Annotated in this window: 22 protein-coding genes; 12 read left to right on the top strand and 10 right to left on the bottom strand. The window is 67.5% G+C overall.

Annotation, left to right across the window (positions count from 1 at the left end):
* Positions 1-3: 3 nt before the first annotated feature.
* Genes hemW through ACE3N6_RS04485 form a run of 5 tightly spaced genes read right to left on the bottom strand, consistent with a single transcriptional unit; the run spans position 4 to position 4,450 of the window.
* Positions 4-1,230, bottom strand: a complete 1,227-nt coding sequence (hemW, locus tag ACE3N6_RS04505; RefSeq protein WP_374243985.1) for a radical SAM family heme chaperone HemW — start codon at positions 1,228-1,230, stop codon at positions 4-6.
* 8 nt (positions 1,231-1,238) lie between these two features.
* Positions 1,239-1,832: an RdgB/HAM1 family non-canonical purine NTP pyrophosphatase gene (gene rdgB, locus ACE3N6_RS04500; protein ID WP_374243984.1), complete on the bottom strand. Its 594-nt coding sequence runs from the start codon at positions 1,830-1,832 to the stop codon at positions 1,239-1,241.
* A 22-nt stretch (positions 1,833-1,854) separates the two neighbouring features.
* Positions 1,855-2,598 carry a ribonuclease PH gene (gene rph, locus ACE3N6_RS04495; protein WP_374243983.1) on the bottom strand — a complete coding sequence of 248 codons (744 nt, stop codon included), beginning with the start codon at positions 2,596-2,598 and terminating at the stop codon, positions 1,855-1,857.
* Complete coding sequence (locus ACE3N6_RS04490) at positions 2,595-3,503, bottom strand: PP2C family serine/threonine-protein phosphatase (RefSeq protein ID WP_374243982.1); 909 nt, start codon at positions 3,501-3,503, stop codon at positions 2,595-2,597. The genes rph and ACE3N6_RS04490 overlap by 4 nt, the downstream gene beginning before the upstream one ends.
* The gene (locus ACE3N6_RS04485) at positions 3,500-4,450 is read right to left on the bottom strand and encodes a serine/threonine protein kinase (RefSeq protein WP_374243981.1); all 951 of its coding nucleotides are present in this window, start codon (positions 4,448-4,450) and stop codon (positions 3,500-3,502) included. Before ACE3N6_RS04485 ends, ACE3N6_RS04490 begins: the two co-directional genes overlap by 4 nt.
* A gap of 85 nt (positions 4,451-4,535) precedes the next feature.
* On the opposite strand from ACE3N6_RS04485, the gene ACE3N6_RS04480 reads away from it, so the two are divergent.
* The 6 genes from ACE3N6_RS04480 to ACE3N6_RS04455 all read left to right on the top strand — a co-directional run bounded on the left by ACE3N6_RS04480 (position 4,536) and on the right by ACE3N6_RS04455 (position 10,274).
* On the top strand, positions 4,536-5,402 hold the full coding sequence (locus ACE3N6_RS04480; protein ID WP_374243980.1) for a YicC/YloC family endoribonuclease: 867 nt from the start codon (positions 4,536-4,538) through the stop codon (positions 5,400-5,402).
* Positions 5,403-5,411: 9 nt separating this feature from the next.
* Positions 5,412-6,026: a guanylate kinase gene (gene gmk, locus ACE3N6_RS04475; RefSeq protein WP_374243979.1), complete on the top strand. Its 615-nt coding sequence runs from the start codon at positions 5,412-5,414 to the stop codon at positions 6,024-6,026.
* Between the two features lie 7 nt (positions 6,027-6,033).
* Positions 6,034-6,249, top strand: coding sequence for a DNA-directed RNA polymerase subunit omega (gene rpoZ / locus ACE3N6_RS04470; RefSeq protein ID WP_079434420.1), 216 nt, complete (start codon positions 6,034-6,036; stop codon positions 6,247-6,249).
* 26 nt (positions 6,250-6,275) lie between these two features.
* Positions 6,276-8,480, top strand: a complete 2,205-nt coding sequence (locus tag ACE3N6_RS04465) for a bifunctional (p)ppGpp synthetase/guanosine-3',5'-bis(diphosphate) 3'-pyrophosphohydrolase (RefSeq protein ID WP_374243978.1) — start codon at positions 6,276-6,278, stop codon at positions 8,478-8,480.
* Positions 8,481-8,543: 63 nt separating this feature from the next.
* On the top strand, positions 8,544-8,729 hold the full coding sequence (locus tag ACE3N6_RS04460; RefSeq protein ID WP_374243977.1) for a DUF3460 family protein: 186 nt from the start codon (positions 8,544-8,546) through the stop codon (positions 8,727-8,729).
* A 141-nt stretch (positions 8,730-8,870) separates the two neighbouring features.
* Positions 8,871-10,274: an exonuclease domain-containing protein gene (locus ACE3N6_RS04455; protein WP_374243975.1), complete on the top strand. Its 1,404-nt coding sequence runs from the start codon at positions 8,871-8,873 to the stop codon at positions 10,272-10,274.
* A gap of 506 nt (positions 10,275-10,780) precedes the next feature.
* Here ACE3N6_RS04455 and ACE3N6_RS04450 read toward each other — a convergent pair.
* The 4 genes from ACE3N6_RS04450 to ACE3N6_RS04435 are packed head-to-tail and all read right to left on the bottom strand — an operon-like array spanning position 10,781 to position 16,428.
* Complete coding sequence (locus ACE3N6_RS04450; RefSeq protein WP_374243974.1) at positions 10,781-13,831, bottom strand: efflux RND transporter permease subunit; 3,051 nt, start codon at positions 13,829-13,831, stop codon at positions 10,781-10,783.
* Positions 13,828-14,952, bottom strand: a complete 1,125-nt coding sequence (locus tag ACE3N6_RS04445; protein ID WP_374243973.1) for an efflux RND transporter periplasmic adaptor subunit — start codon at positions 14,950-14,952, stop codon at positions 13,828-13,830. Before ACE3N6_RS04445 ends, ACE3N6_RS04450 begins: the two co-directional genes overlap by 4 nt.
* A gap of 19 nt (positions 14,953-14,971) precedes the next feature.
* The gene (gene lysA, locus ACE3N6_RS04440; protein WP_374243972.1) at positions 14,972-16,234 is read right to left on the bottom strand and encodes a diaminopimelate decarboxylase; all 1,263 of its coding nucleotides are present in this window, start codon (positions 16,232-16,234) and stop codon (positions 14,972-14,974) included.
* Positions 16,231-16,428 carry a lipoprotein gene (locus ACE3N6_RS04435; RefSeq protein ID WP_374243971.1) on the bottom strand — a complete coding sequence of 66 codons (198 nt, stop codon included), beginning with the start codon at positions 16,426-16,428 and terminating at the stop codon, positions 16,231-16,233. The genes lysA and ACE3N6_RS04435 overlap by 4 nt, the downstream gene beginning before the upstream one ends.
* Positions 16,429-16,476: 48 nt before the next feature.
* On the opposite strand from ACE3N6_RS04435, the gene cyaY reads away from it, so the two are divergent.
* Positions 16,477-16,797 carry an iron donor protein CyaY gene (cyaY, locus tag ACE3N6_RS04430; RefSeq protein WP_374243970.1) on the top strand — a complete coding sequence of 107 codons (321 nt, stop codon included), beginning with the start codon at positions 16,477-16,479 and terminating at the stop codon, positions 16,795-16,797.
* On the opposite strand, the gene ACE3N6_RS04425 is transcribed toward cyaY, so the two are convergent.
* On the bottom strand, positions 16,781-19,129 hold the full coding sequence (locus ACE3N6_RS04425; RefSeq protein WP_374243969.1) for a penicillin-binding protein 1A: 2,349 nt from the start codon (positions 19,127-19,129) through the stop codon (positions 16,781-16,783). The two genes, cyaY and ACE3N6_RS04425, sit on opposite strands and share 17 nt — an antisense overlap.
* 174 nt (positions 19,130-19,303) lie before the next feature.
* Here ACE3N6_RS04425 and ACE3N6_RS04420 point away from each other — a divergent pair, with 174 nt between their 5' ends.
* The 5 genes from ACE3N6_RS04420 to pilQ are packed head-to-tail and all read left to right on the top strand — an operon-like array spanning position 19,304 to position 24,363.
* Positions 19,304-20,380, top strand: a complete 1,077-nt coding sequence (locus ACE3N6_RS04420) for a pilus assembly protein PilM (RefSeq protein WP_374243968.1) — start codon at positions 19,304-19,306, stop codon at positions 20,378-20,380.
* Positions 20,377-20,982, top strand: coding sequence for a PilN domain-containing protein (locus ACE3N6_RS04415; RefSeq protein WP_374243967.1), 606 nt, complete (start codon positions 20,377-20,379; stop codon positions 20,980-20,982). The genes ACE3N6_RS04420 and ACE3N6_RS04415 overlap by 4 nt, the downstream gene beginning before the upstream one ends.
* A complete protein-coding gene (locus ACE3N6_RS04410) occupies positions 20,982-21,656 on the top strand; it encodes a type 4a pilus biogenesis protein PilO (protein ID WP_374243965.1) in 675 nt (224 codons plus the stop codon). The genes ACE3N6_RS04415 and ACE3N6_RS04410 overlap by 1 nt, the downstream gene beginning before the upstream one ends.
* A complete protein-coding gene (locus ACE3N6_RS04405) occupies positions 21,653-22,186 on the top strand; it encodes a pilus assembly protein PilP (protein WP_374243964.1) in 534 nt (177 codons plus the stop codon). Before ACE3N6_RS04410 ends, ACE3N6_RS04405 begins: the two co-directional genes overlap by 4 nt.
* Positions 22,183-24,363, top strand: a complete 2,181-nt coding sequence (gene pilQ / locus ACE3N6_RS04400) for a type IV pilus secretin PilQ (protein WP_374243963.1) — start codon at positions 22,183-22,185, stop codon at positions 24,361-24,363. Before ACE3N6_RS04405 ends, pilQ begins: the two co-directional genes overlap by 4 nt.
* Positions 24,364-24,430: the final 67 nt, after the last annotated feature.

Raw genomic sequence — 24,430 nt, 5'->3', positions numbered from 1 at the left:
CGCTCAGGCCGGCAGGAAGCGCATCAGCAGTTCGTTGAGGAAGTGGCGGCCACGCTGGGTTGGCCGGATCGTCTCGCCGTCCACCTCGATCAGGCCTTCGGCGCGGGCCTGACGCAGCCCGGCTTCGGCCGCCTCGAAGGGCAGCCCGGTGCGCTCGGCAAACAGCCGCTTCGGAAAGCCCCGGTTGAGCCGCAGGGCGTTCATCATGAACTCGAAGGGCAGCTCGGCGGCGCCGATGCTGCGCCGCTCCTGCACGAAGCTGCCGTCCTGGCGGGCGGCGAGATAAGCCGCCGGGTGCCGGGGCCGCGTCTCGCGGACGATGCCTTCGTGGGACGACAGCTTGCCGTGGGCGCCGGCGCCAATGCCCAGGTAGTCGCCGAACGTCCAGTAGTTGAGGTTGTGCCGGCATTCGCGGTTGGGGCGGGCGAAGGCCGACGTCTCGTAGTGGCCGTAGTCGGCGTCGCCCAGCCGGCCTTCGATGCGATCCTGCATGTCGGCGGAGGCATCGGGGTCGGGCACGTCGGGCGGGTTGGCGGCGAAGGCGGTGTTGGGCTCAAGCGTGAGGTGGTAGCACGACAGGTGCGCCGGGCCCAGGGCCAGGGCGGTGGCGAGATCCGCCTCGGCTTCGGCGAGGGACTGGCCGGGCAGGGCGTACATCAGGTCGAGGTTGACGGCGTCGAAATGGGTGAGCGCGGCTTCGGCCGCGGCGATGGCGTCGGCCCGGCCGTGGATGCGCCCGAGGGCCTTCAGGTGCCGCTCGTCGAAGCTCTGGATGCCCACCGACAGCCGATTCACGCCGGCCTCGCGGAAAGCCCGGAAGCGCCCCGAATCCACGGTGCCCGGGTTGGCTTCGAGGGTGATCTCGGCCTGGGGGTCGAGGAGCACCCGCATGCGGATGGCAGTGAGCAGTTCGTCGAGCCCTTCCGGGCTCATCAGGCTGGGCGTGCCGCCGCCGATGAAGATGCTGTGCACGCGCCGGCCCCAGATCTGCGGCAGCGCGCCTTCCAGGTCTGCCACGAGGGCCTCGATGTAGGCCGCCTCGGGGATGCCTTCGTCCTTCACCGCGTGGGAGTTGAAGTCGCAGTAGGGGCACTTGCGCACGCACCACGGGAAGTGCACGTACAGCGCCAGCGGCGGCGAGGCGGTGAGGCGGGATTGCCACGGGCCTGCGGCAGGTTGGGCCGGCCGCGCGGGGGCCGCGGCGATGGGGATGATGCGGGGTTCTGGCATGGGGCCGGTCAGGCAGTTTCGGCGCGGAGCTTGTCGAGCAGCTGGCGGAAGGCGGCGCCCCGATGGGACAGGACGTTCTTCAGTTCGGCGGCGATCTCGGCGGCGGTCTGTTCGAGGTCGGGCACCAGGAACAGCGGGTCGTAGCCGAAGCCGGCCTGGCCGCGGGGCGCGTCGAGGATGACCCCGCGCCATTCGCCGGTGGCGATGAGGGGCTGCGGGTCGTCGGCGTGGCGGACGAGGGCCAGTGCGCAGTAGAAGCGGGCGCGACGGTCCGGCTGGTCGGCAAGGCGTTCGAGGAGCAGCGCGTTGTTGCGCTGGTCGGACTTGGGCTCGCCGGCAAAGCGGGCCGACAGCACGCCCGGCGCCCCGCCCAGGGCGTCGACGCACAGGCCGGAGTCGTCCGCCAGCGCCGGCAGGCCGGTGGCGCGGCTGGCGTGGCGGGCCTTGGCGATGGCGTTCTCGATGAAGCTGGGGTGGGGCTCTTCGGCTTCGCTCACGTTGAAGGCGGACTGGGGCAGCACCTCGATCCCCAGCGGGGCGAGGAGGGCGGAGAGTTCCTTGAGCTTGCCGGCGTTGCCGCTGGCGAGGACGAGCTGTTTCATGGCGACGGTTCCTTCCCGGCGCTCAGGCGATCCCGAGGGCCTTTTTCTGTTCGACGACCAATTGGGCTATGCCGTCGCCGGCAAGTTCCAGCAGGGCGTCGAGTTCGGCGCGGGAGAAGGGCGTGCCTTCGGCGGTGCCCTGGACTTCGACGAAGCCGCCGCTGCCGGTCATCACCACGTTCATGTCGGTCTCGCAGTCGGAGTCTTCGGGGTAGTCCAGGTCGAGCACCGGCACGCCCTTGTAGATGCCCACCGAGATCGCGGCGACGAAATCGCGCATCGGGTTGGCGGGTAGCTTGCCGGCCTTGACGAGGCCGTCGAGGGCTTCGTGCACGGCGATGCAGGCGCCGGTGATCGACGCGGTGCGGGTGCCGCCGTCGGCCTGCAGCACGTCGCAGTCGATGGTGATCTGGCGTTCGCCCAGGGCGGTCATGTCCACCACCGCGCGCAGGCTGCGGCCGATGAGGCGCTGGATTTCCTGGGTGCGGCCGCTCTGTTTGCCCTTGGCGGCCTCGCGCGGGCTGCGGGTGTGGGTGGAGCGGGGGAGCATGCCGTATTCCGCGGTCAGCCAGCCCTGGCCCTTGCCGCGCAGGAAGGGCGGCACCGATTCCTCGACGCTGGCGGTGCACAGCACGCGGGTGTCGCCGAACTCGATGAGCACCGAACCTTCGGCGTGGCGGGTGAAGCCACGGGTGATGCGGACCGGGCGAAGCTGGGCGGAGGTGCGGCCGCTGGGACGGGCGAAGGCGGTGTTGGGCTGGGTCATTTGAACTTGTGGATGGCTGCGTTGATTTCGCGGATGGCGCGTTCGATTTCGTCTTCGCTGAGGTCTTCCTGTTCGCGCTTGCCGCGGCCGAAGCCTTCCATCTGGGTGGTGTAGGCGTCGGCGGGCATGGTGCGGGTGGAGACGGTGTCGGGGATGTCTTCCTGGTGGTCGTCGTGCCAGGTCATGGCGATCAGGGTCATGTTGTCGCACTGATGGCCGCCGAGGAGTTCGGCTTCGTTCATGATCTTGGGCACGCTTTCCATCACCCGGCCATCGGCCAGGGCGCCGATCAGTGCGTCGGCTTCGAGGGGGCCCCACACGCCGTCGGAGCAGATCGCAACGACGTCCCCGTTGGCGAGCGAGGCGCCGCGGGAGAACTCGATCTGGGGAGGGTGGTTGCCCCCCAGGCAGCTGAAGATGCGGTTGCGGCCGGGGTGGACGGCGGCGGCTTCGGCATCGAGCAGGCCCTGGTCGAGCATCAGCTGGACGCGGGAGTGGTCGCGGGTCTGGGCCACCAGGCGACCCTTGCGGATCAGGTAGAGGCGCGAATCGCCGGCGTGGGCCCAGTGGGCGACGCCTTCCTGGATCAGGCAGGCGACGATGGTGGTGCGCGGGATGTCGGCCAGGTGCTTGTCGAAGGCGTAGTCGAGGATTGCGTGGTGGGCGTTGCTGAGCACCCGCGACAGGAACAGCACCGGGTCGGTGACCTTGGGGCGGGCCTCCTGCTGGAAGGATTGGGCAATGAACTGCACGGAGATCTGGGCGGCGACCTCGCCGTAGAGGTGCCCGCCCATGCCGTCGGCCAGCACCATCAGCAGGGCGTCGCGGGTGTACGAGTACGCCACACGATCCTGGTTGGTGCGTCGCTTGCCGATCCGGCTCTCCTGGAAAATCGTGAATCTCATGTGCGGCCTATCATTGTTTTTAGTCGGGAGCCGAGACCTTCGAGCCAGGTCTTCTGCTGCGGAGGCGCTTCCCGGTGGCGTTGGGCGAGGACTTTCTGCAGGGCGAAGCAACTCTGAGGGCGCCTGAGCGGGTCGAGATGCAGGCACCAGTCGATGGTGGCAAGAAAGTGGGGGGAATACTGGCCGGCCCAGGCCTTGGTGGCCGGGACGACGGTGTCGTGCTTGATGCGCTCGTCGGAGCGCTGGGGCGAGGTGCCCGCCAGGCAGGCGTACATCGAGGCGCCCACGCTGTAGATGTCGCTCCAGGGGCCGAGGGCTTCGCGGCTGGCGAACTGCTCGGGCGAGGCGAAGCCGGGGGTGTACATCGGCTTGAGGATGGGGGTGTCGGACATCAAGGTCTGGCGGGCGGCGCCGAAATCCAGCAGCACCGGCGTGCCGTCGGCGCGCAGATAGATGTTGGAGGGCTTGATGTCCAGGTGCAGCAGCTTGTGGGCGTGCACCTCGCGCAGCCCGTTGAGCATGCGGGTGAACACGCCGCGGATGAAGCGCTCGCGCACGTTGCCCTTGTTCTTCTGGACGTAGTCGTGGAGCGTTCGGCCGCGCTCGAACTGCATCACCATGTAAACCGTGCCGTTGGCGCGGAAGAAGTTGAGCACGCGCACCACGTTGGGGTGCACCAGCTTGGCCAGCGCCCGGCCTTCCTCGAAGAAGCACTTCATGCCGTAGCGGAAGGCGCCCTGGTGAGCCTCGGTGACGTGGGGCGTGACCTCGCCCTCGCCGCGCAGGGCGAGGGAGTTGGGCAGGTATTCCTTGATGGCGACGGGCGTGCCGTCCTGGTCGTAAGCCAGGTAGACGATGGAGAATCCGCCCAGCGACAGCTGCCGCTCGACCCGATAATGGTCGAGCAGGAAACCTGGCGGGAGGGCGCAGTTCTGTTGAGTGGCCATCGGGCGGGGCGCTACACTTCGTCTTTTGGTGGCGTTCGGGTCTGCTAGTTTACTTCGACTGCCGCACTTTCTCGGGAAAAACAGGATGATCCACAGCATGACGGGCTTTGCCGTCCAGGTATGCGACCTGGGCCGCGTTGCCTTGCACCTCGAATTGCGAAGCGTTAACTCCCGCTATCTCGATCTTGCGTTTCGCATCAATGACGATCTGCGCCAGGCCGAGCCGCTGATCCGCGAGGCGATCACCGCGCGGCTGCGCCGGGGCAAGGTCGAGTGCAGGTTCAACCTGCAGGCGAAGGATAGCGCACCTCGCGATCTCGCGATCAACGATGTGCTTTTTGGGCAACTCAAATCGGCCCAGGCCAGCATTCTGGCGGCCCTTCCCCAGGCGGCGCCGCTGTCGGTGGCGGAGGTCCTGCGCTGGCCGGGCATGCTGGCCGACGACGGGGTTGCCTTCGAGGCCCTCCAGCCGCAGATCGGCCCGCTGGTCGCGGCGGCACTCGACGAACTCGTGGCCACCCGCCGCCGCGAGGGCGAGAAGCTTGCCGAGATGATCCGCGGCCGCATCGCCCACATGCGCCAGCTCGTCGCCACCGTGGCGCCCCGCGTGCCGGCGCTGGTCGCCGAATACCAGGAAAAGCTCGCCACCCGCCTGCGCGATGCCGCCGCCACCCTCGACGAAGACCGCATCCGCACCGAAGTGGGCCTGTTCGCCCAGCGGGTCGATGTGGCCGAGGAGCTGTCCCGGCTGTCCACCCACCTGGACGAGGTCGAGCGCATCCTCAAGGCCGGCGGCGCTGCCGGCAAGCGGCTGGATTTCCTGATGCAGGAACTCAACCGCGAGGCCAACACCCTGGGCTCCAAGGCCATGGCCGCCGACATGACCGCCGTCGCCGTCGAACTCAAGCTGGCCATCGAGCAGATGCGCGAGCAAGTCCAGAACATTGAGTAAGGAGCGGCCATGCCCGGCACCCTGTTCATCGTCACCGCCCCCTCCGGCGCCGGCAAGACCACCCTGGTCAGCGGGCTGCTGGCGCGTGATCCGCTGGTCAAGCTGTCGATCTCCTACACCACCCGCGCGCCGCGGGCTGGCGAGGAGGACGGCCGTCACTACCATTTTGTCGACGTCCCCGCCTTCCGGCAGCTGCGCGACAAGGGGGAATTTCTGGAGTGGGCGGAAGTCCATAACAACTACTACGGCACGTCGAAGGGCTGGCTCGAGGCGCAGATCCGCGCCGGCAAGGACATCCTCCTCGAGATCGACTGGCAGGGCGCCCAGCAGGTGCGCAAGGTGTTCCCGAAGGCGGTCGGGGTGTTCATCCTGCCGCCGTCGGTCGAGGAACTCGAGCGTCGCCTGCGCGGCCGCGGCACCGACAGCGAGGAGGTGATCGCCCGCCGGGTGCTCGCCGCCCGCGGAGAGATGCGCCATGTGGCGGAGTTCGACTACGTTATAATCAATGAAGACCTGCCCACCGCCATCGACGATCTCGTGGGCGTGGTAAGAGCATCGCGGCTGCGCTACGCCAACCAGGAGGCGCGCAAGCCGGAGTTTTTCCGTTACCTGGAACAGGATTGAGGCAAACATGGCCCGTGTAACCGTTGACGACTGTCTGAAGAGAATCCCCAACCGCTTCCAGCTCACCCTGGCAGCCACCTATCGTGCCCGCCAGCTCACCGCCGGCGCCACCCCGCAGGTCGACCTCGACCGCCACGACAAGGACAAGCCCACGGTGATCGCCCTGCGCGAGATCGCCGCCGGCAAGGTCGGCACCGAAGTCCTCAACCGCGGTCAGGCCTGATCGGCCTCCCGCCCGAGAGCAATGTCATGGAATCCGCCGCCCCGGTTCCCGTTAGCGGTGGCGGCGTTTTCCAGCCCCCGGCTTCCAGCGTCGTGCCCCTCGACTTCGGTCGGCTGCGGGCGCTCGTCTCCACCTATCTCCGCGCCGAAGACGTAGGCCGCATCGAGGCCGCGTACCACTTCTCCGCCGACGCCCACCAGGGCCAGATGCGGCAGAGCGGCGAACCCTACATCTCCCACCCGGTTGCCGTTGCCGAGATCCTCGCTGGCTGGCACCTGGATTCCCAGGCCCTGTGCGCCGCCCTCCTCCACGACGTGATGGAGGACACCCACATCACCAAGGCCGAGATCGCCGAGCGCTTCGGGCGCACCACGGCCGAACTCGTCGATGGCGTGTCCAAGCTCGACAAGATCGAGTTCCAGTCGCAGGAAGAAGCCCAGGCCGAAAACTTCCGCAAGATGCTGCTGGCGATGGCCAGCGACCTGCGGGTGATCCTCATCAAGCTGGCCGACCGTCTGCACAACATGCGCACGCTCGACCACATGCGGCCCGACAAGCGTCGCCGCATCGCCCGCGAGACCCAGGAGATCCACGCCCCCATCGCCAACCGGCTGGGCCTCAACAGCATCTACCGGGAGCTGCTGGAGCTGGCCTTCAAGCACCGCTACCCGATGCGCTACCGGGTGCTGTCCCGGGCCATCCTCGCTGCCCGCGGCAACCGCCGCGAGGTGGTCGGCAAGATCCTCGCCGCCATCGAGGAGCGCCTGCCCCAGTGGAGCATCCAGGCCGAAGTGCGCGGCCGCGAGAAGCACCTCTACAGCATCTACCGCAAGATGAGCGAGAAGCGCCTCAGCTTCTCCCAGGTGCTCGACATCTACGGCTTTCGCGTCATCGTGCCCGACGTGCAGACCTGCTACCGGGCGCTGGGCGCGCTGCACGGGCTGTACAAGCCGGTGCCGGGCAAGTTCAAGGATTACATCGCGATCCCCAAGGCCAACGGCTACCAGTCGCTCCACACCACCTTGATCGGCCCCTTCGGCACGCCGGTCGAGGTGCAGATCCGCACCCCCGAGATGAACCACGTGGCCGAGAGCGGCGTGGCCTCCCACTGGCTCTACAAGGAAGACGAGAAGACCCTCACCGAGCTGCAGCACAAAACTCACAGCTGGCTGCAGTCGCTCCTCGAGCTGCAATCCACCTCGGGAGACTCCAGCGAGTTCCTCGAGCACGTCAAGGTCGATCTCTTCCCGGGCGAGGTGTACGCCTTCACCCCCAAGGGCAAGATCTTCGCCCTGCCGCGGGGCGCCACGGTGGTCGATTTCGCCTACGCGGTGCACACCGACGTGGGCAACCGCTGCGTGGCCGGGCGCATCAACGGCGAGCTGATGCCCCTGCGCACCGAGCTGCACAACGGCGACCAGATCGAGATCATCACCGCCGCCCACGCCAGCCCCAACCCGGCCTGGCTCGGTTACGTGCGCACCGGCAAGGCCCGCGCGCAGATCCGCCACTTCCTCAAGAACGCCCAGCAGGAGGAAGCCTCCACCCTTGGCGAGCGCCTCCTCAACCAGGCCCTGCGGCCCCACGGCCTCACCCTGGGTCAGGTCAGCATGTTCGCCTGGGAGCGCTTCCTGCGCGAGTTCACCCTGGCCAACCGCCGCGAGCTGATGACCGACATCGGCCTTGGCCGACGCCTGCCGGCCATCGTGGCGCGGCGCCTGGCCGAGATCCAGGACGTGGAATCCGGCCGCGCCGACGTGGTCAAGCCCAAGCCCGCCGGCGCCATCCTGATCCGCGGCACCGAAGGCGTGGCGGTGCAGCTCGCCCGCTGCTGCCGCCCCATTCCGGGCGACCCCATCGTGGGCATCATCCGCAAGGGCCAGGGGCTGGAGGTGCACATGCACGACTGCCCCCAGGCCTGCAAGCTGCGCAGCGAGCGCGACCGCTGGATCGACGTGGAGTGGGAACCCTCCACCGACCGCCTGTTCGACGTCACCCTCAAGCTGCTCACCAAGAACGCCCGGGGCGTGCTCGCCAAGGTGGCCAACGCCATCGCCGAGCAGGACTGCAACATCCAGAACGTCTCCACCGACGGCGAGCAAGGCACCTACTCCACGCTCTACATCACCGTCCAGGTCACCCACCGTCTGCATCTGGCCAAGGTCATCCGCGGCCTGCGCACCATCCCCGAGGTGGTGCGCATCGGGCGGATGCGGGGCGACCAGAAATGAAGCGCCGGGGCCAGGGGGCGTCGACGCTGATAGAATCACGCCGCTAATACGGGAGAACACTCAATGGCAATCTACGAATCCGAGCACACCAAGTTCATGCGCGAATGGATGGAGAAGCATCCGGAAGAGCGCGAAGAGCAGAAGAAGGGCCGCGCCCTGTGGTGGGACAAGCCCCAGGACGTGCAGACCCAGGCCGAATACGCCGCGGGCAAGGTGCCCCACAAGGCCTACCCCTACGCCACCGAATAAGCCGCGTCTGCGGCCGCCGCCCGGCCCGGGCGGGCCGGCTGCGCCAAGCCGTTTCCGTTCCTGCCCGACGCGTGTCGCGTGACCGCGTCGGGCAGGGGTGTTTTCACTGGCCGTCTTCCGGCCCTGCTCCCACATCCTGCCGTGTTCGCCCCCAAGATCGCCTTCATCGACGTTGAAACCACCGGCGCCAACCCCGTGGTGGATCGGGTCACCGAGATCGCGATCCTGCGCGTCGAAGACGGCGTGCTGGTCGAGCGCTGGTCCAGCCTGGTCAACCCGGGCATGGCGATCCCGCCGACCATCCAGGGCTTCACCGGCATCACCGACGCCATGGTCGCCGACGCCCCGGCCTTTGCCGATCTCGCCGACGGCGTGCGGGCGCTGCTCGCCGACTGCGTGTTCGTGGCCCACAACGCGCGCTTCGACTACGGCTTCATCAAGAACGAGTTCTCGCGCATCGGCGAGCGCTTCGACGCACCGGTGCTGTGCACCGTCAAGCTGTCCCGCGCGCTCTACCCCCAGCACCACCGCCACGGGCTGGACGCGCTGATCGCCCGTCACAACCTCACCTGCTCGGCCCGCCACCGGGCGATGGGCGACACCGAGGCGCTGTTCCAGTTTGCCGGCATCGTGGCCGACGAATTTCCGCCCGAGGTGCTCGGCCTCGCCATCGCCAAGGCCATGAAGGCCCCCAGCCGGCCGGTGGGGCTGCCCGAGGGCGTGCTCGAGGGCCTGCCCGAAGGCCCCGGCGTGTATCTCTTCTACGGCGAGAACGAACTGCCCATCTACATCGGCAAGAGCGTCAGCCTGCGTTCGCGGGTGATGAGCCACTTCTCGTCCGACCATTCCAGCACCAAGGAGGCCAAGCTCGCCCAGCAGGTGCGCCGCGTCGAGTGGCTGCCCACGGCGGGCGAGCTGGGCGCGCTGCTGCTGGAGGCGCGCCTCGTCAAGGAACGCAAGCCCACCGAGAACCGCAAGCTGCGCGAGACCGAGGCCGTGTTCGGGCTGCGTTACGACCCCACCAGGAAGCGCGGCCCGGTGCTGCTGCGCGAGCCCCTCAACGGGGCCGACCCGGCCGACTGGGACGCTGTGTATGGCGCCTTCCGCACCAGGAAGGAAGCCGACAACGCCCTGCGCGAGCTGGCGCTGCTCTACAAGCTGTGCCCGCGCCGCATCGGCACCGAGCCGTGGGGCGACGGCGCCTGCATGGCACACCAGATGAAGCGCTGCGCCGGCGTGTGCTGCGGCAAGGAAACCCCCGCCGAGCACGACGAGCGCCTGCGGAAGGTGCTCGAGAGCCTGCGCATCCGCCGCTGGCCGTGGGCGGGCCCGGTGGCGGTGCGCGAGCACCACCCGGACACCGGGCGCAGCGCCGTGCATGTGGTGGATCGCTGGTGCCTGCTGGGCAGCGTCGGCGACGAGGCCGAACTCTCCACCCTGCTCGAAGCCCTGCCGCCCCGGCGCTTCGACCTCGACACCTACCGCATCCTCCAGCGCTGGCTGGAGACCCCCGCCGGGCGCAGCGCGGTCACGCCCCTTCCCTGATCGCCCCTCGCTGCCCCCTTGCGGCGGTGCGCGTGTATCCGCGGGCCCGTCGCGGGCGGCGACTCGGTGCTACGGACGGCTTTGTCACTCCCCGGCTGAGTCTGTCGGCCTGAGGCCCGGCCTGCAGAACGGGCCGCGACCCTCTCGATGTTCCTCGCGAAGCGTTCTGGGACAGACCAGCCCATTCGACACGCTCCTCGGGAGCAGCTTTTTGCAGCTCGGGAGAAGCTCCGGGGCAGGGGCGACCATCCGCGAACTCCTCGCGAGGAGCGTCGGGATAGACCCATCCATTCGCCGAACTCCTCGATAGCACCTTTTTTCAGCTCGGGAGGTGCTCCGGGATAGGCCAGACCACGCGGGGTGCTCCTCGGGAGCAGCTTTTTGCTCCTCCCGAGCAGCTTTTTGCTGCTCGGGAGGACCGCCGAGCTGCTCGAGAGCAGCGCCGAGCTGCTCGCGACGAGCCCGGAGATGCGCCGGTACGCCACTCAGGCCGGCGCCCGGGCCGATCAGGCGGCGGCGCGGCGTTCGCGCCAGCCTTCGACCAGCGAATACACCGCCGGCACCACCACCAGGGTGAGCAGGGTGGAGCTAATCATGCCGCCGATCACCGCGATGGCCAGCGGCTGGTTGGTCTCGTTGCCGGCGCCAAAGCCGGCGGCGGCCGGGGCGAGGGCCAGGATCACCGTCATGGATGTCATCAGCACCGGGCGCATCCGGATCGGGCAGGCGTTGCGCAGGGCGGCGTCCACCGGCAGGCCGTCGGCGCGGCGCTGGTTGGTGAGGTCCACCAGCAGGATGGAGTTCTTGGCCACCAGCCCGATCAACAGCACCAGCCCGATCATCGAGTAGATGTTGAGGGTCTGCCCGGTGAGCCACAGGGCCGCCACGCCACCCACGATGGCCAGGGGCTGGGCCAGCATCACGATGGCCGGCTGCAGGAAGCTGTTGAACTGGCTGGCGAGCACCATGTAGAGCAGGGTCATGGCCAGGGCGAAGGTGAAGCTCATGTACTTCTGGGTCTTGCCGAACTCTTCGGCCTGACCGATCAGCTTGACCTGATAGCCGGTGGGCAGCAGCTCGGCGGCGGCGGCCTTGACCACCTCCACCGCCTCGCCCAGGGGCAGGGTGGGGGTGGCGTAAAAGGTGGCGGCGTACTGCAGGTCGAAGCGGCCGACGATGGCGGGGCCCAGGGCCTCGCGGAAGCCCGCCACGCTATCCAGGCGCACCAGCTCGCCGCTCTTGTTGCGCAGGAAGATCTTGGAAAGATCGGCCGGCTGGGTGAAGGTGCCCTCCCTCGCCTTCACCCGGATGTCGTAGCGCTGGCCGTCGCCGGGCTCGTCGTTGTATTTGGCGATGTCCACCCCGCCGGTGAGCATGTTGATCGCCAGCGCCACGTCCTGGGTGGTGAGCCCGGCGTCGGCGATGCGCAGGCGATCCGGCGCGAAGATGAGCTGGGGCAGGTCGAGCTGGAGGTCGGTGTCCATCCGCCCGATGCCGGGCATCGCGGTGAGCTTCTTCTGCAGGGCCACGGCGTGGCGGCCCAGCTCCTGCAGGTTCTCGCCGGTGAGCACGAACTGCAGCGGCTCGCCCCGCTGTCCCTGGACCATCGGATAAGGCGCGGCGAACACCCGGGCGCCGGCGATCTGGGCGAACTCCTTGCGCAGGATCGGGATGATGTCCTGCTGCTTGACGGTGCGCTCCTCCCGCGGGGCCATGCGCACCACCACCGTGCCCTGGTTCACCTGCCCGGCGGTGCCGAGGCCGATCAGCGCGAACTCGGAGCGCACCTCGGGATGACGGTCGAGGATGGCTTCGACCTCCTTCAGCTTGCCGTCGGTGTAGTCGATGCTGGAGCCCAGCGGCGTGCGCAGCGACACCAGAAAGCGCCCCTCGTCCTGCTCCGGCGCGAAGGCCTTGCCCACGTTGGCGAAGAAGAAGGCGCTCGACCCGACCACCGCCAGGGTGGCCAGCAGCACCCACAGGCGGTGGGTGAGGGCGCCTTCCAGCAGGCGCACGTAGAGCGCGTCCAGCCCCGCGAAGACGCGGTCGAAGAAGCGGTAGATCGGGCCGTGCTGCTTCTCCACCTTGAGGTAGCGCGCGCACAGCATGGGCGTGAGGGTGAGCGAGACGAACAGCGACACCAGCACGCCGAAGGTGACCACCAGCGCAAAGCTGCGGAAGAACTGGCCGATGATCCCCGAGATGAAGGCCACCGGCGCAAAGATGCACACCAGCGACAAGGTGGCCGCCATCACCGCGAAGACCACCTCGTTGCTGCCATTGACGGCGGCCGAGACGGGGTCGGGGTCGAGCGCCTCCCGGTGGCGGAAGATGTTTTCGAGCACCACGATGGCGTCGTCCACTACCACCCCGATCAGCAGCAGCAGCGCCAGCATGGTGAGGGAGTTGAGGGTGAAGCCGGCGAAGTAGATCACCGCGATGGCGCCCAGCAGCGACACCGGGATCGCCAGCGAGATGATGAGGGTGGAGCGCACCGAGCGCAGGAAGACCCACACCACCAGCGCGGCGAGGAGGGTGCCTTCGATGAGGTGTTCCTTCAGCGATTGCACGATCTCGAGGATGAACACCGCGTCGTTGGAGACGACCGAGAGCGTCATGCCCGGCGGCAGGGCGGGGCGCAGGTCGCGGTCGAGGCGCTCCTGGATGCGCTCGGTGATCGCCACGGTGTTGGCGTTGGCGATCTTCACCATGCCCAGGCCCACCGTGGTCTTGCCGTTGAAGCGGGCCAGCTGGCGGTTGTCGGTGAGGCCGTCCTCGATCTGGGCGATGTCGCCCAGGCGCACCGGCGCCTTCTCGCGCCAGGCCACCACGAGTTCCTTGAGCTGCTCCACCTGGTGGAATTCCAGATCGAGCTTGACCAGGCTCTCGGTGGTCTTGCCCACCACGAAGCCGCCGGCCAGCTGCACGTGCTCCTTGGCGAAGGCGTCGGTGATGTCCTGGGCGGTGACCTTGTGGGCGGCCATCCGGTCGGGCAGCAGATTGACCCGGATGGTGCGGTCGCGCCGCCCGCCGATACGTACTTCGCCCACGCCGTCGATGGTCTCGAGGCGCTTCTTGAGGGTGTTGATGGCGTACTGGTTGAGCTGCTGCTGGGTGCGGTCGCCCTGGAGCGCCAGCCACATCACCGGCTGGGCGTTGGTCTCCACCTTGGCCACCACCGGCGGGTCTACATCCTTGGGCAGCCGGCGTAGCACCTGATTGACCTTGGACTGGACCTCGTTGAAGGCCACGTCCACCTTCTTCTCCAGCGAGAAGGTGATGTTGACGGTGGATACGCCCGGCGACGAGGTGGACTGCACGTGCTCGATGCCCGGCACGCTGTTCACGGCAGACTCGATGACGTTGGTGATGCTCGAATCGACGATGTCGGGGTTGGCGCCCTTCAGGGTGGTGGTGATCGAGATGACCGGGAATTCGATGTAGGGGTAGCGGTCCATCCCCACCCGCTGGTAGCCGATGATGCCGACGAGCACCAGCACGGCGCTCATCATCCACGCCAGCACGTGGCGTTTGACGGACAGCTCGGGCAGGGTCATGGCTTGGCGGCGGGTGCGGCTGCGGGCTGGGCGGCGGGGGGCGTCTTGACGCTGACGGCGGCGCCGTCGGTGAGGAAGCCGGCGCCGTCCTCGACGATGGTCTCACCGCTGGCCAGGCCCTTGACGATCTCGACCCGGCCGCCCTGCTTCACGCCGGTCTCCACCACCCGCTGGCGGGCCTTGCCGTCGGCGATCACGTACACCACCTTGCCGGCCGGGCGCAGCACGACGCTCTGCTCGGGCACCACCACCGCGGCGGGTTTCTGGCCGGTGACGATGGCGGCATTGACGGTGCCGCCCGAGAGCATGGAGCCGTCGTTGTCGAGGCGCACCTGCACGTCGATGGCGCGGGACAGATCGTTGATGGTGGGCTTCACGTCCTCGACGACGCCGGTGACCACCTTGCCCGGCCGATGGGGCAGGGCGAGGCGCACCGTCTGGCCGGGGCGGATGCGCCCGGCGGCGGATTCGGGAAAGGGCAGGTGGGCGCGCAGCACCCGGTTGGAGACCAGCTTGAAGAGCGGATCGCCCACCTTCACGTAGTCGCCCGGCGACACGATCTGGGTTTCGACGATGCCATCCACCGGCGCCACCACCTTGGTGCGGGCCAGGTTGCTGCGGCTGGTGCCGCTGCGGGCGCGGGCGGTGGCCAGCTGGGCGCGCAGGGCGTCGCGCTGGGCGAGGGCGTCGTCGGCGCCGTTGCGGGAGATGAAGCCCTTGGCGACGAGGTTCTGCTGGCGTTCGGCGAAGCGTTCGGCCTGGGCGACGAGGGATTCGAGGCGGGTGATCTCGGCCGCGTCGGTCTGGCCCTGGATCTGGAAGTCGGTGGGGTCCAGCTCGGCGAGGCGCTGGCCCTTTGTGACGCGGTCGCCGCCGTGGGCGATCACCGCGGTGACGCGCCCGGCCACTTCGGCGCCGATCTTGGGGTCGATCAGCGCCTCCAGGGTGCCCAGGGTCTCTTCGGTCACGTCGAGCGGCACGCTGGCGGCCTTGAAGGCGGTGACCGGGGTGGCCGGCGGGGCGGGCTTGGCGGCGGTTCCTTCCGGCTTGCCGCCGCAGCCGGCGAGTCCGATGGCAAGGAGCAGGGCGAGGCGGGAGGCGGTGCGCTGGGTGGGTGACATCGGACGGGCGGCGGTGGGGTCAGGGCAGCGGGCGTTCGCCCTTCAGCAGGTGCTCGAGGGTCTCGCGCTCGCGGATGACGTGGACCTCGCTGCCATCCACCAGCACCTCGGCGGCGCGCGGGCGGGTGTTGTAGTTGGAGCTCATGGTCATGCCGTAGGCGCCGGCGGAGAGGATCGCCAGCAGGTCGCCGGTTTCGACCGCCAGGTCGCGGTCGTGGCCCAGGAAGTCGCCGCTCTCGCAGATCGGGCCGACCACTTCGTAGCGGGTGGCGGGCAGGTTGCGCGGGGCGACGGCGACGATCTCGTGGTAGGCGTCGTACAGCGCCGGGCGGGCGAGGTCGTTCATCGCGGCGTCGATGATGGCGAAGTTCTTCTCGACGCCGGGCTTGAGGTACTCGATGCGGGTGAGCAGCAGGCCGGCGTTGCCCACCAGGGAGCGGCCGGGCTCGAAGCACAGGGCCTCGTCGCGGCCCTCGAAGCGGGCCAGCAGCGGGGCGAGGTATTCGGTGGGGGTGGGCGGCTCTTCGTCGCGGTAGCGGATGCCGAGGCCGCCGCCCAGGTCGATGTGGTCGAGCTTGATGCCCTCGCTGGCGAGCTGGTCGACGAGGCCCAGGATCTTGTCGGCGGCTTCGGCCATCGGCGCCGGGTCGAGGAGCTGGGAGCCGATGTGGCAGTCGATGCCGGAGATCTCGATGTTCGGAAGCTTGCTGGCCTTGCGGTACAGGTCGAGTGCTTCGGTGAAGGCCACGCCGAACTTGTTGCTGCGCAGGCCGGTCGAGATGTAGGGGTGGGTGTTGGGGTTCACGTCCGGATTGACGCGGAAGGCGATCGGCGCGCGCTTGCCCATGCTGGCGGCCACTTCGGCGAGGCGGTCGAGTTCGGAGGCGGATTCGACGTTGAAGCAGCCGATGCCCGATTCGAGCGCGTAGCGCATCTCGTCGCGGGTCTTGCCGACGCCCGAGAAGATCACCTTGCCGGCGTCGCCGCCAGCGGCCAGCACGCGGGCGAGTTCGCCCCCCGAGACGATGTCGAAGCCGGCGCCCAGCCTGGCGAACACCGACAGGATGCCGAGGCTGGAGTTGGCCTTGACCGCGTAGCAGACGAGCGACTTGCGCAGGCCGAGGGCGCGCTGGTAGGCCTCGTAGGCCTGGGTCAGGGCGGCGCGGGAATAGACGTAGGTGGGGGTGCCGAACCGGGCGGCGATGTCTGCGAGGGCGACCCCTTCGAGGGTCAGGCCGGTGGGGCCGGCTGTGAGCGTCGGCACGGGCAGGGCGAGCGTCATTGGGCTAAATCCTGGGAGGCGGGTTTGTTATGATCGGCGCCCGGCGCCGGCGTGGCGGCCGGGGCGGGAGCGGGCTTGGGTGCAGGTTTGGCGGCCGGCTTGGGGGGCTGCGGGAGGTATAGCGGCCCCTTGATGCCGCATCCGCCCAGCACGAGCAGGCCGCAGGCCGCGGCGGCAATGGCGATGATTCGCATGGATTCCGCGCAAAAAACGGAAATGTTAACAGATCGAGGGAGACGGCGATGGACGAAGCAGATTTCAACGCACTGGCCGATGCGGAGCTGGGCCGGCTGGAGGCGCTGCTGGATGGGTGCGACCTGGATTTCGACTATGAACTCAAGCCCGGCGGGATCGTCGAGCTGGAGTTCGAGAACGGCAGCAAGATCATCGTCAATCGCCACACGGCGGCGCGGGAGATCTGGCTGGCGGCCAAATCCGGCGGGTTCCACTTCCGCCCCGATGGCGGGCGCTGGCTGGGGACGCGGGACGGCGCCGATTTCTATGCGGTGCTGTCCCGCTGCATGTCCGAGCAGGCCGGCGAGCCGGTCAGCCTGAAGGGCTAGCCGCCGGCGCGGCCTCCGGCGCCTTGGGCGGCGGGGGCGGCGCTTCGTCGGCGGGGGTCGGGCTGGCCGGCTCCTGGGGCACCTCCGGCGGCGCGGCCGGCAGGTTCTCTTTGTAGATCATCTCTTCGGTGGTGCTGCCGGCTGGCTGCACGCGGATCAGGCCGGCCGGCGGGGTCGGGAAGCTCTCCGGCACGCCGTCGAGGGCCTTTCTCATGTAGTTGATCCACATGGGCAGGGCGGCGGCGCCGCCGGTTTCGCCGCTGCCGAGCTTCTTCGGCTGGTCGAAGCCGATCCACGCCACGGCCACCACCGTGGGCTGGTAGCCGCAGAACCAGGCGTCCACGTATTCGTTGGTGGTGCCGGTCTTGCCCGCCAGGTCGCCGCGCTTGAGCACCAGGGCCTTGGTGGCGGTGCCGCGGCGCACCACGTCCTTCATGATCGAATCCATCAGGTAGGCGTTGCGCTCGTCGATGGCGCGTTCGGCGGTCTCGCCGGCCACCGGCGGGTCGACCCGCGCCAGCACGTTGCCGGCTTCGTCGCGGATCTCCTTCACCAGGTAGGGCTCGATCCGGTAGCCGCCGTTGGCGAACACCGAGTAGCCGCGCAGCATCTGCCACGGGGTGACCGAGCCGGCGCCCAGGGCCATGGTGAGGTAGGGCGGGTGGCGTTCGGCGTCGAAGCCGAACTTGGTGATGTAGTCCTGGGCGTAGCGGGGGCCGACCGACTTGAGCAGGCGGATCGACACCATGTTCTTGGAGCGGGCCAGCGCGGTGCGGATGGTGATCGGGCCGTCGTAGCGGCCGTCGTAGTTCTTCGGTTCCCACGCCTGGCTGCCGGTCTCGCCCGCCGGGAAGGACAGCGGGGAGTCGTCCACCACGCTGTTGGGGCCGTAGCCCTTCTCGAAGGCCGCCGAGTAGATGAAGGGCTTGAAGCTGGAGCCGGGCTGGCGCCAGGCCTGGGTGACGTGGTTGAACTTGTTGCGGTTGAAGTCGAAACCGCCGGCCAGCGCGCGGATGGCGCCGGTGCGGGGATCGGCCGCGGCGAGGGCGCCCTCGACTTCGGGCAGCTGGGTGATCTCCCAGTGGTTGTCGATTCGCGTGATGCGGATCACGGCGCCGGGGCGGATACGCTTGTTGGGCGGCGCCTTGTCCCCGAGCATGGCGGATGCGAAGCGCAGGCCCTCGCCGCCGATCTTGATGGATTCGCCATACCGGTAGGCCGTGACGGAGCCGCCGCCGGCCTTGGTGACGATCGCCGCGAGCATGTCGTCGTAGTCGGGCGTCTCGGCGAGCAGTTCGTCCAGGGTCTCGGTCTGCTCGGGGTTCATCCGGGCCGGATCGACGTAGGCTTCGGCGCCCCGGTAGCCGTGACGGCGGTCGTAATCCATGATGCCCCGCCGCAGTGCGTGGTAGGCGGCGTCCTGTTCGGCCTTGTTGATGGTGGTGATGACCTTGATGCCGCGGGTGTAGGCCTCCTCGCGGTACTGCTCGAAAGCGATCTGGCGGGCCATCTCGGCCACGTAGTCGGCGCTGCCGCCGAAGTCGGAGGTGCTGGCGACGGCGCCGTTGCCGTTGCCCGTGGCGACCTTCAGCGGGGTGTCGATGGCCTGCTGCTGTTCGGTCGGGGTGATGAAGCCCAGCTCGGTCATCCGGCGCAGCACGTACTGCTGGCGCAGCGCGGCGCGCTTGGGGTTGACGATCGGGTTGTAGGCCGACGGTGCCTTGGGCAGGCCGGCGAGCATCGCGGCTTCGGCCACCGAAAGCTCGCGCAGGGGCTTGCCGAAGTAGGTCTGGGACGCCACCGCAAAGCCGTAGGCGCGGCGGCCCAGGAAGATCTGGTTGATGTAGACCTCGAGGATCTGGTCCTTGCTGAGGTTCTGCTCGATCTTGAAGGCCAGGAGGATCTCGTAGAGCTTGCGGGAGATTGTCTTCTCGCGGGTCAGGAAGAAGTTGCGCGCCACCTGCATGGTGATCGTGGAAGCGCCCTGGCGCTTGCCGCCGGTGGCGAGGTTGGCGCCCGCGGCGCGCAGGATGCCGAGGAAGTCGACGCCGGAGTGCTGGTAGAAGCGGTCGTCTTCGGCGGCGAGGATGGCATGCTTGAGGACCGGCGGCACATCCTGGATGCGGATGAAGGCGCGGCGCTCTTCGCCGTACTCGCCGATCAGCACGCCGTCGGCGGTATAGACCCGCAGCGGGATCTTGGGGTGGTAGTCGGTCAGGGCCTCGAGGGATGGCAGCGTGGGCCAGGCAAAGGCGACCGCGAGCGCGACGACTGCGATGCCGACCGCGACGAGGCCGAGCAGGACGGCAAGAGGGTAGAGAACCCAACGCATGGCGGAAAAGGGGAGCAGGTAAAGTGCCGCATTATACGAGCAGCCACCGCTGCCCGCCCGTTCGGCGGTAGCCGTGTTTTACAGGGACTTGCTTTACACCTGTCATGGTTGTTGCTAGGATTTCATGTAGATTGTTGTTATTGCGCCTAACATAAAGAATTTTCAGGATTTTTTGTGATCGACCTATCCTTTCTCAGTCCCAGGACGCGTCCCTTGATCGGTGTCGACATCTCGTCGTCGTCGGTCAAGATGGTCGAGCTGTCGGCTGTCTCCGGGGGCGGGTACCGGGTCGAGCGCTATGCGATCGAAGCCCTGCCCCGCGAAGCCGTGTCCGATGGCAATGTGGCCAACCTCGACGCCGTCGCCGAAGCGATCCGGCGTGGCTGGCGCCGGCTGGGCACCACCACCAAGTTCGTCGCGCTGGCGCTGCCCGCGTCGGCGGTCATCACCAAGAAGATCATCCTGCCCGCCGGGCTGCGCGATCAGGAGCTTGAGGTCCAGGTCGAATCCGAGGCCAACCAGTACATCCCCTTCGCCCTCGACGAGGTGAACCTCGACTTCCAGGTCATTGGCCCCGCGGCCTCCGGCGCCGAGGAGGACGAGGTGCTGATCGCCGCTTCGCGCAAGGAGAAGGTCGAAGACCGGGTGGCCGCCGCCGAAGCTGCCGGTCTCAAGGCGCTGGTGATGGACGTCGAATCCTACGCCGCCCTGTCGGCCTTCGAACTCGTCCAGGCCCAGCTGCCGGGCGGGGGAGAGGACAAGATCATCGCCCTGGTCGATGCCGGGGCCAACGTGATGAACGTGTCGGTGCTGCGCAACGGCGTCCAGATCTACGCCCGGGAGCAGGCCTTCGGCGGCTTCCTGCTCACCCAGGACATCATGCGCCACTTCGGCATGTCCCTCGAAGAGGCCGAAAGCACCAAGCGCACCGGCTCCCTGCCCGAGAACTACGAATCCGAGTTGCTGAGGCCCTTCATGGACGCCCTGGCGCTTGAGGTTTCGCGGGCCCTGCAGTTCTTCTTCACCTCCACCCAGTTCAATCAGGTGGATCACATCGTGCTGGCCGGCGGCTGCGCCGTCATCCCCGGCCTGGCCGACACCGTCGCGGGCCGGACCCAGGTCGAGACCCAGGTTGCCAACCCGTTTGCGAACATGAGCCTGAGTTCCAAGATTCGCCCAAAAAATCTGGCGGCCGATGCGCCGGCCCTGCTGGTGGCCTGCGGACTGGCGCTGCGGAGGTTTGATTCGTGATCCGCATCAACCTGCTCCCCCATCGGGAGGAAAAGCGCAAGGCCCGGCGCCAGCAGTTCTGGCTGTTTGGCGCGGTGGCGGCGCTGTCCGGTCTGGCCGTGTGGTTTGTCGGCCATACGATCATCGCCGGCTACGTGGACGGTCAGGAGACAAAGAACGTCTTCCTGAAGGAAAGCATCGCCGAACTCGACAAGGAGATCTCCGAGATCAAGGGCCTGCGCGAGCAGGCCGAGGCGCTGCTGTCGCGCAAGCAGGTGATCGAATCCCTGCAGACCAACCGCACCGAGACCGTCCAGATCTTCAACGAGCTGGCCGCCCAGATGCCGGAAGGCGTGTATCTGAAGGGGCTCAAGCAGAGCGGGTCGCGGATCAACCTGTCGGGGTATGCCCAGTCGAACGCGCGGGTTTCCAACCTGATGCGCAACCTGGAGGCCGCCCCCAATCTCGAGCGGGCCGATCTCGTCGAGGTCAAGGCCGCCACGCTCAACAACCGTCGGGTGAGCGAGTTCAGCCTGAATGTCTCCATCGAACGCCCGAAGACCGAAGAGCCGATCGGCAAGCTGAAGGGAAAGACGCCCGTGATCGCAGGGGGTAAGCCGTAATGGCGCTCAGGATACCAATCGAGCAGCTCCGGAGCCTGGATTTCCAGAGCCTGGCACGGGATTTCAAGGGGCTGGACCCCAACGATCCGGGCCAGTGGCCGCTGCTGCCGCGCATCACCTTCCTGCTGGCGGTCTTCTTTGCCATCGTACTGGGTGGCTGGTGGCTCGACTGGAGCGACCAGTGGTCGCAGCTCGAAAGCAAGCGCGAGGAGGAAACCCGCCTCAAGCAGGAGTGGAAGGAAAAGAAGGAGCAGGCCGTCAATCTGCCCGAGTACAAGCGGCAGTTGAGCGAGATCGACCGGCAGTTCGGTGCGCTGCTCAAGCAGCTGCCCAACCGCTCCGAGATGGAGGCCCTGCTGGCCGACATCAACCAGGCGGGGCTGGGGCGCGGCTTGCAGTTCGAGCTGTTCAAGCCGGGCTCCGAGGTCATGAAGGATTTTTACGCCGAGTTGCCCATCGCGGTGCGCGTCATCGGCAATTACCACGATCTCGGTGAGTTCGTGAGCGACGTGGCCCAGATGCCGCGGATCGTCACCCTCAACGACATCGCCATCGAGACCCAGAAGGACGGCGTGCTGAAGTTCGATGCGACGGCGGTCACCTATCGTTACCTGGACGATGAGGAAGTGGCCAAGCTGCGCAAGGAAAAGGCCAAGGAAAAGGCGACGAAATGAAGATCGTCCGATTGACCGCGCTGCTGCCGCTGGCTGCGGCGCTCGTGTTGTCCGGCTGCAGCGACGAGCAGGACGACCTGCGCGCCTGGATGGATGAGAACTCCAAGGGGCTCAAGCCGAATCTCAAACCGCTTCCGCCGATCCAGCAGGTCGTGCCGGTGGCTTACGAGGGGGCGAGCAAGGTCGACCCCTTCCGGGTGGCCAAGCTGGAGCCCGACAAGAAAGGGGGGCAGTTCGCCCCCGACGCCAACCGCCGCCGCGAGCCGCTGGAATCCTACCCCCTGGAGTCGCTGAAGATGGTCGGCGTGCTCATGAAGCGCGGTCAGGCTCACGCCATCGTCGTGGCGGACAAGACCCTGCACCAGGTCCGGGTTGGCAACTATCTCGGGCAGAACTACGGGCAGATCACCGCCATCACGGAGACGGAGGTCACATTGAAGGAACTCGTCGAAGACGCGAGCGGTGAATGGACGGAACGCATCAGTACGCTGCAACTGCAAGAGCAGGCGCCTCAGGAGTCGAAGAAATGAAAACGGGACGTTGTGGCGTCAAGCTTGGCGCGTGGATCATCGCAGCATGTTTTGGCGGGCTGACCCCGCTCGCGCCGGCGCTGGCGCAGACGCCGCCGGGCGCCGAGGCGCGGGCGGCCAATCGCATCGAGAACATCGTCGCCGCCGAGCAGGGGGGCAACGTCATGCTGAAGCTCACCCTCGCCCAGCCCTTGGCTGGGGTGCCGGCGAGTTTCAGCGTGGCCAACCCGGCTCGGGTCGCCTTCGATTTTCCCGACACCGCCAACGGCCTGGGGCGTAACAGCCAGGCGCTCAACGCGGGCGATCTGCGCAGTGTCAATATCGTGCAGGTGGGCGACCGCACCCGCCTCGTGCTGAACCTCGCCCGCGTCTCCCCCTACGACGTCCGGATCGAAGGCAAGGAGGTGCTCATCACCCTCTCGTCCGCCCAGATGAAGGAAGCCACCGGGCTGGGGGCGGTGCCGTCGTCGCAGTTTGCCGCACCGTCGGCGCTGGCCATGGGCGAGCGCCACGCGATCCGCGACATCAACTTCCGCCGCGGCAAGGAGGGCGAGGGCCGTCTGGTGGTGGATCTGTCCGACCCGAACGCCGGTATCGACATCCGCCAGCAGGGCACCAGCCTGATCGTCGATTTCCTCAAGACCGACGTGCCCGAGCAGCTGCGCCGCAAGCTCGACGTGGTGGATTTCGGCACCCCGGTTTCTACCGTCCTCACCCAGGCCCAGGGCGGCAACGTGCGCATGACCATCACCCCCAAGGGGCTGTGGGAGCACAACGCCTACCAGAGCGACAACCAGTTCGTCCTGGAGGTGAAGCCCGTCCGCGAAGACCCCAACAAGCTCACCCAGGGCTCCGCCAAGGGCCGCTTCGGCGGCGAGAAGCTGTCGCTCAACTTCCAGAACATCGACGTGCGCTCGGTGCTGCAGGTGATCGCCGACTTCACGAACTTCAACATCATCACCAGCGATTCGGTGCAGGGCAACCTCACCCTGCGGCTGAAGGACGTGCCGTGGGATCAGGCCCTCGACATCATCCTGCAGGCCCGCGGGCTCGACATGCGCAAGAACGGCAACGTGATCTGGATCGCGCCGCGGGACGAACTCGCCGCCCGCGAAAAGCTCGATCTCGAAGCCAAGGCCCAGATCGGCGATCTGGAGCCCCTGCGCACCGAGAGCTTCCAGATCAACTACCACAAGGCCAAGTCGGTTGCCGAGTTCCTGAAGAGCAAGGATCAGACCGTGCTGTCCAAGCGTGGCAGCGTGGTGCCGGACGAGCGCAGCAACAAGATCTTCGTGAACGACATCCCGTCGCGCCTCGAGGAGATGCGGCGCCTGATCGCCGAGATCGACGTCGAAGTGCGTCAGGTGCTCATCGAAGCGCAGATCGTGGAAGCGACCGACACCTTCTCGCGCAACCTGGGCGTGCGCCTGGGCTTTGGCGGCAAGACCGGCGGTCTGGTGGGCACCACCACCGACGGCGTGCAGGTGTATCGCAACACCTTCAATACCGGCAACCTGTCCAACACCGGTTACCAGGCCGGGCAGATCCTCACGGTGCCCAACTTCAGCGATTCGCTGGGCGTCAACCTGCCCGCCTCGACGATCAACAACAAGCAGGCCGGCGCCTTCTCGCTGGCGCTGTGGAACAGCGCGGCAACCCGTTACATCGACCTGGAAGTCTCCGCCCTCGAGGCCGACGGTCGCGGCAAGGTGGTGTCCCGGCCGCGGGTGATGACCGCCGACAAGGCCGAAGCGATCATCGAGCAGGGTACCGAAATCCCGTACAACTCCGCCACCAGCTCCGGCGCCACCAGCGTGTCGTTCCGCAAGGCGAATCTGGCGCTCAGGGTCAAGCCGCAGGTCACCCCGGATGGCAAGATCATGATGACGCTTGAGGTCAACAAGGACTCGCCCAATTACAATGTGGCGCTGACCTCCGGCGTGCCGATCGACACCAAGCACGTGAAGACGGAGGTCGTCGTAGAAAACGGCGGTACGATAGTCATCGGGGGCATCTATACCCAGGATGTCTCCAATGCCACGACGAAGATCCCGCTCCTTGGCGACCTGCCGGTGCTCGGCTACCTGTTCCGCAGCAACGAGCGCAAGGACAACAAGACCGAACTGCTTGTCTTCATCACGCCGCGTATCATCAACGACCAGCTTGGTCTGCGTTGAAACTGTTTTGAATGGAAAAACCTATGCGTAATCTGAGAACTGCCGGCTGGATGTCCCGGAGCCGGAT

This window comes from Zoogloea sp. (assembly GCF_041904905.1).
In the GTDB taxonomy this organism is placed as follows: domain Bacteria; phylum Pseudomonadota; class Gammaproteobacteria; order Burkholderiales; family Rhodocyclaceae; genus Zoogloea.
The sequence above is the reverse complement of the archived record's forward strand: the minus strand, read 5'-3'. Positions and strand labels throughout refer to the sequence as shown.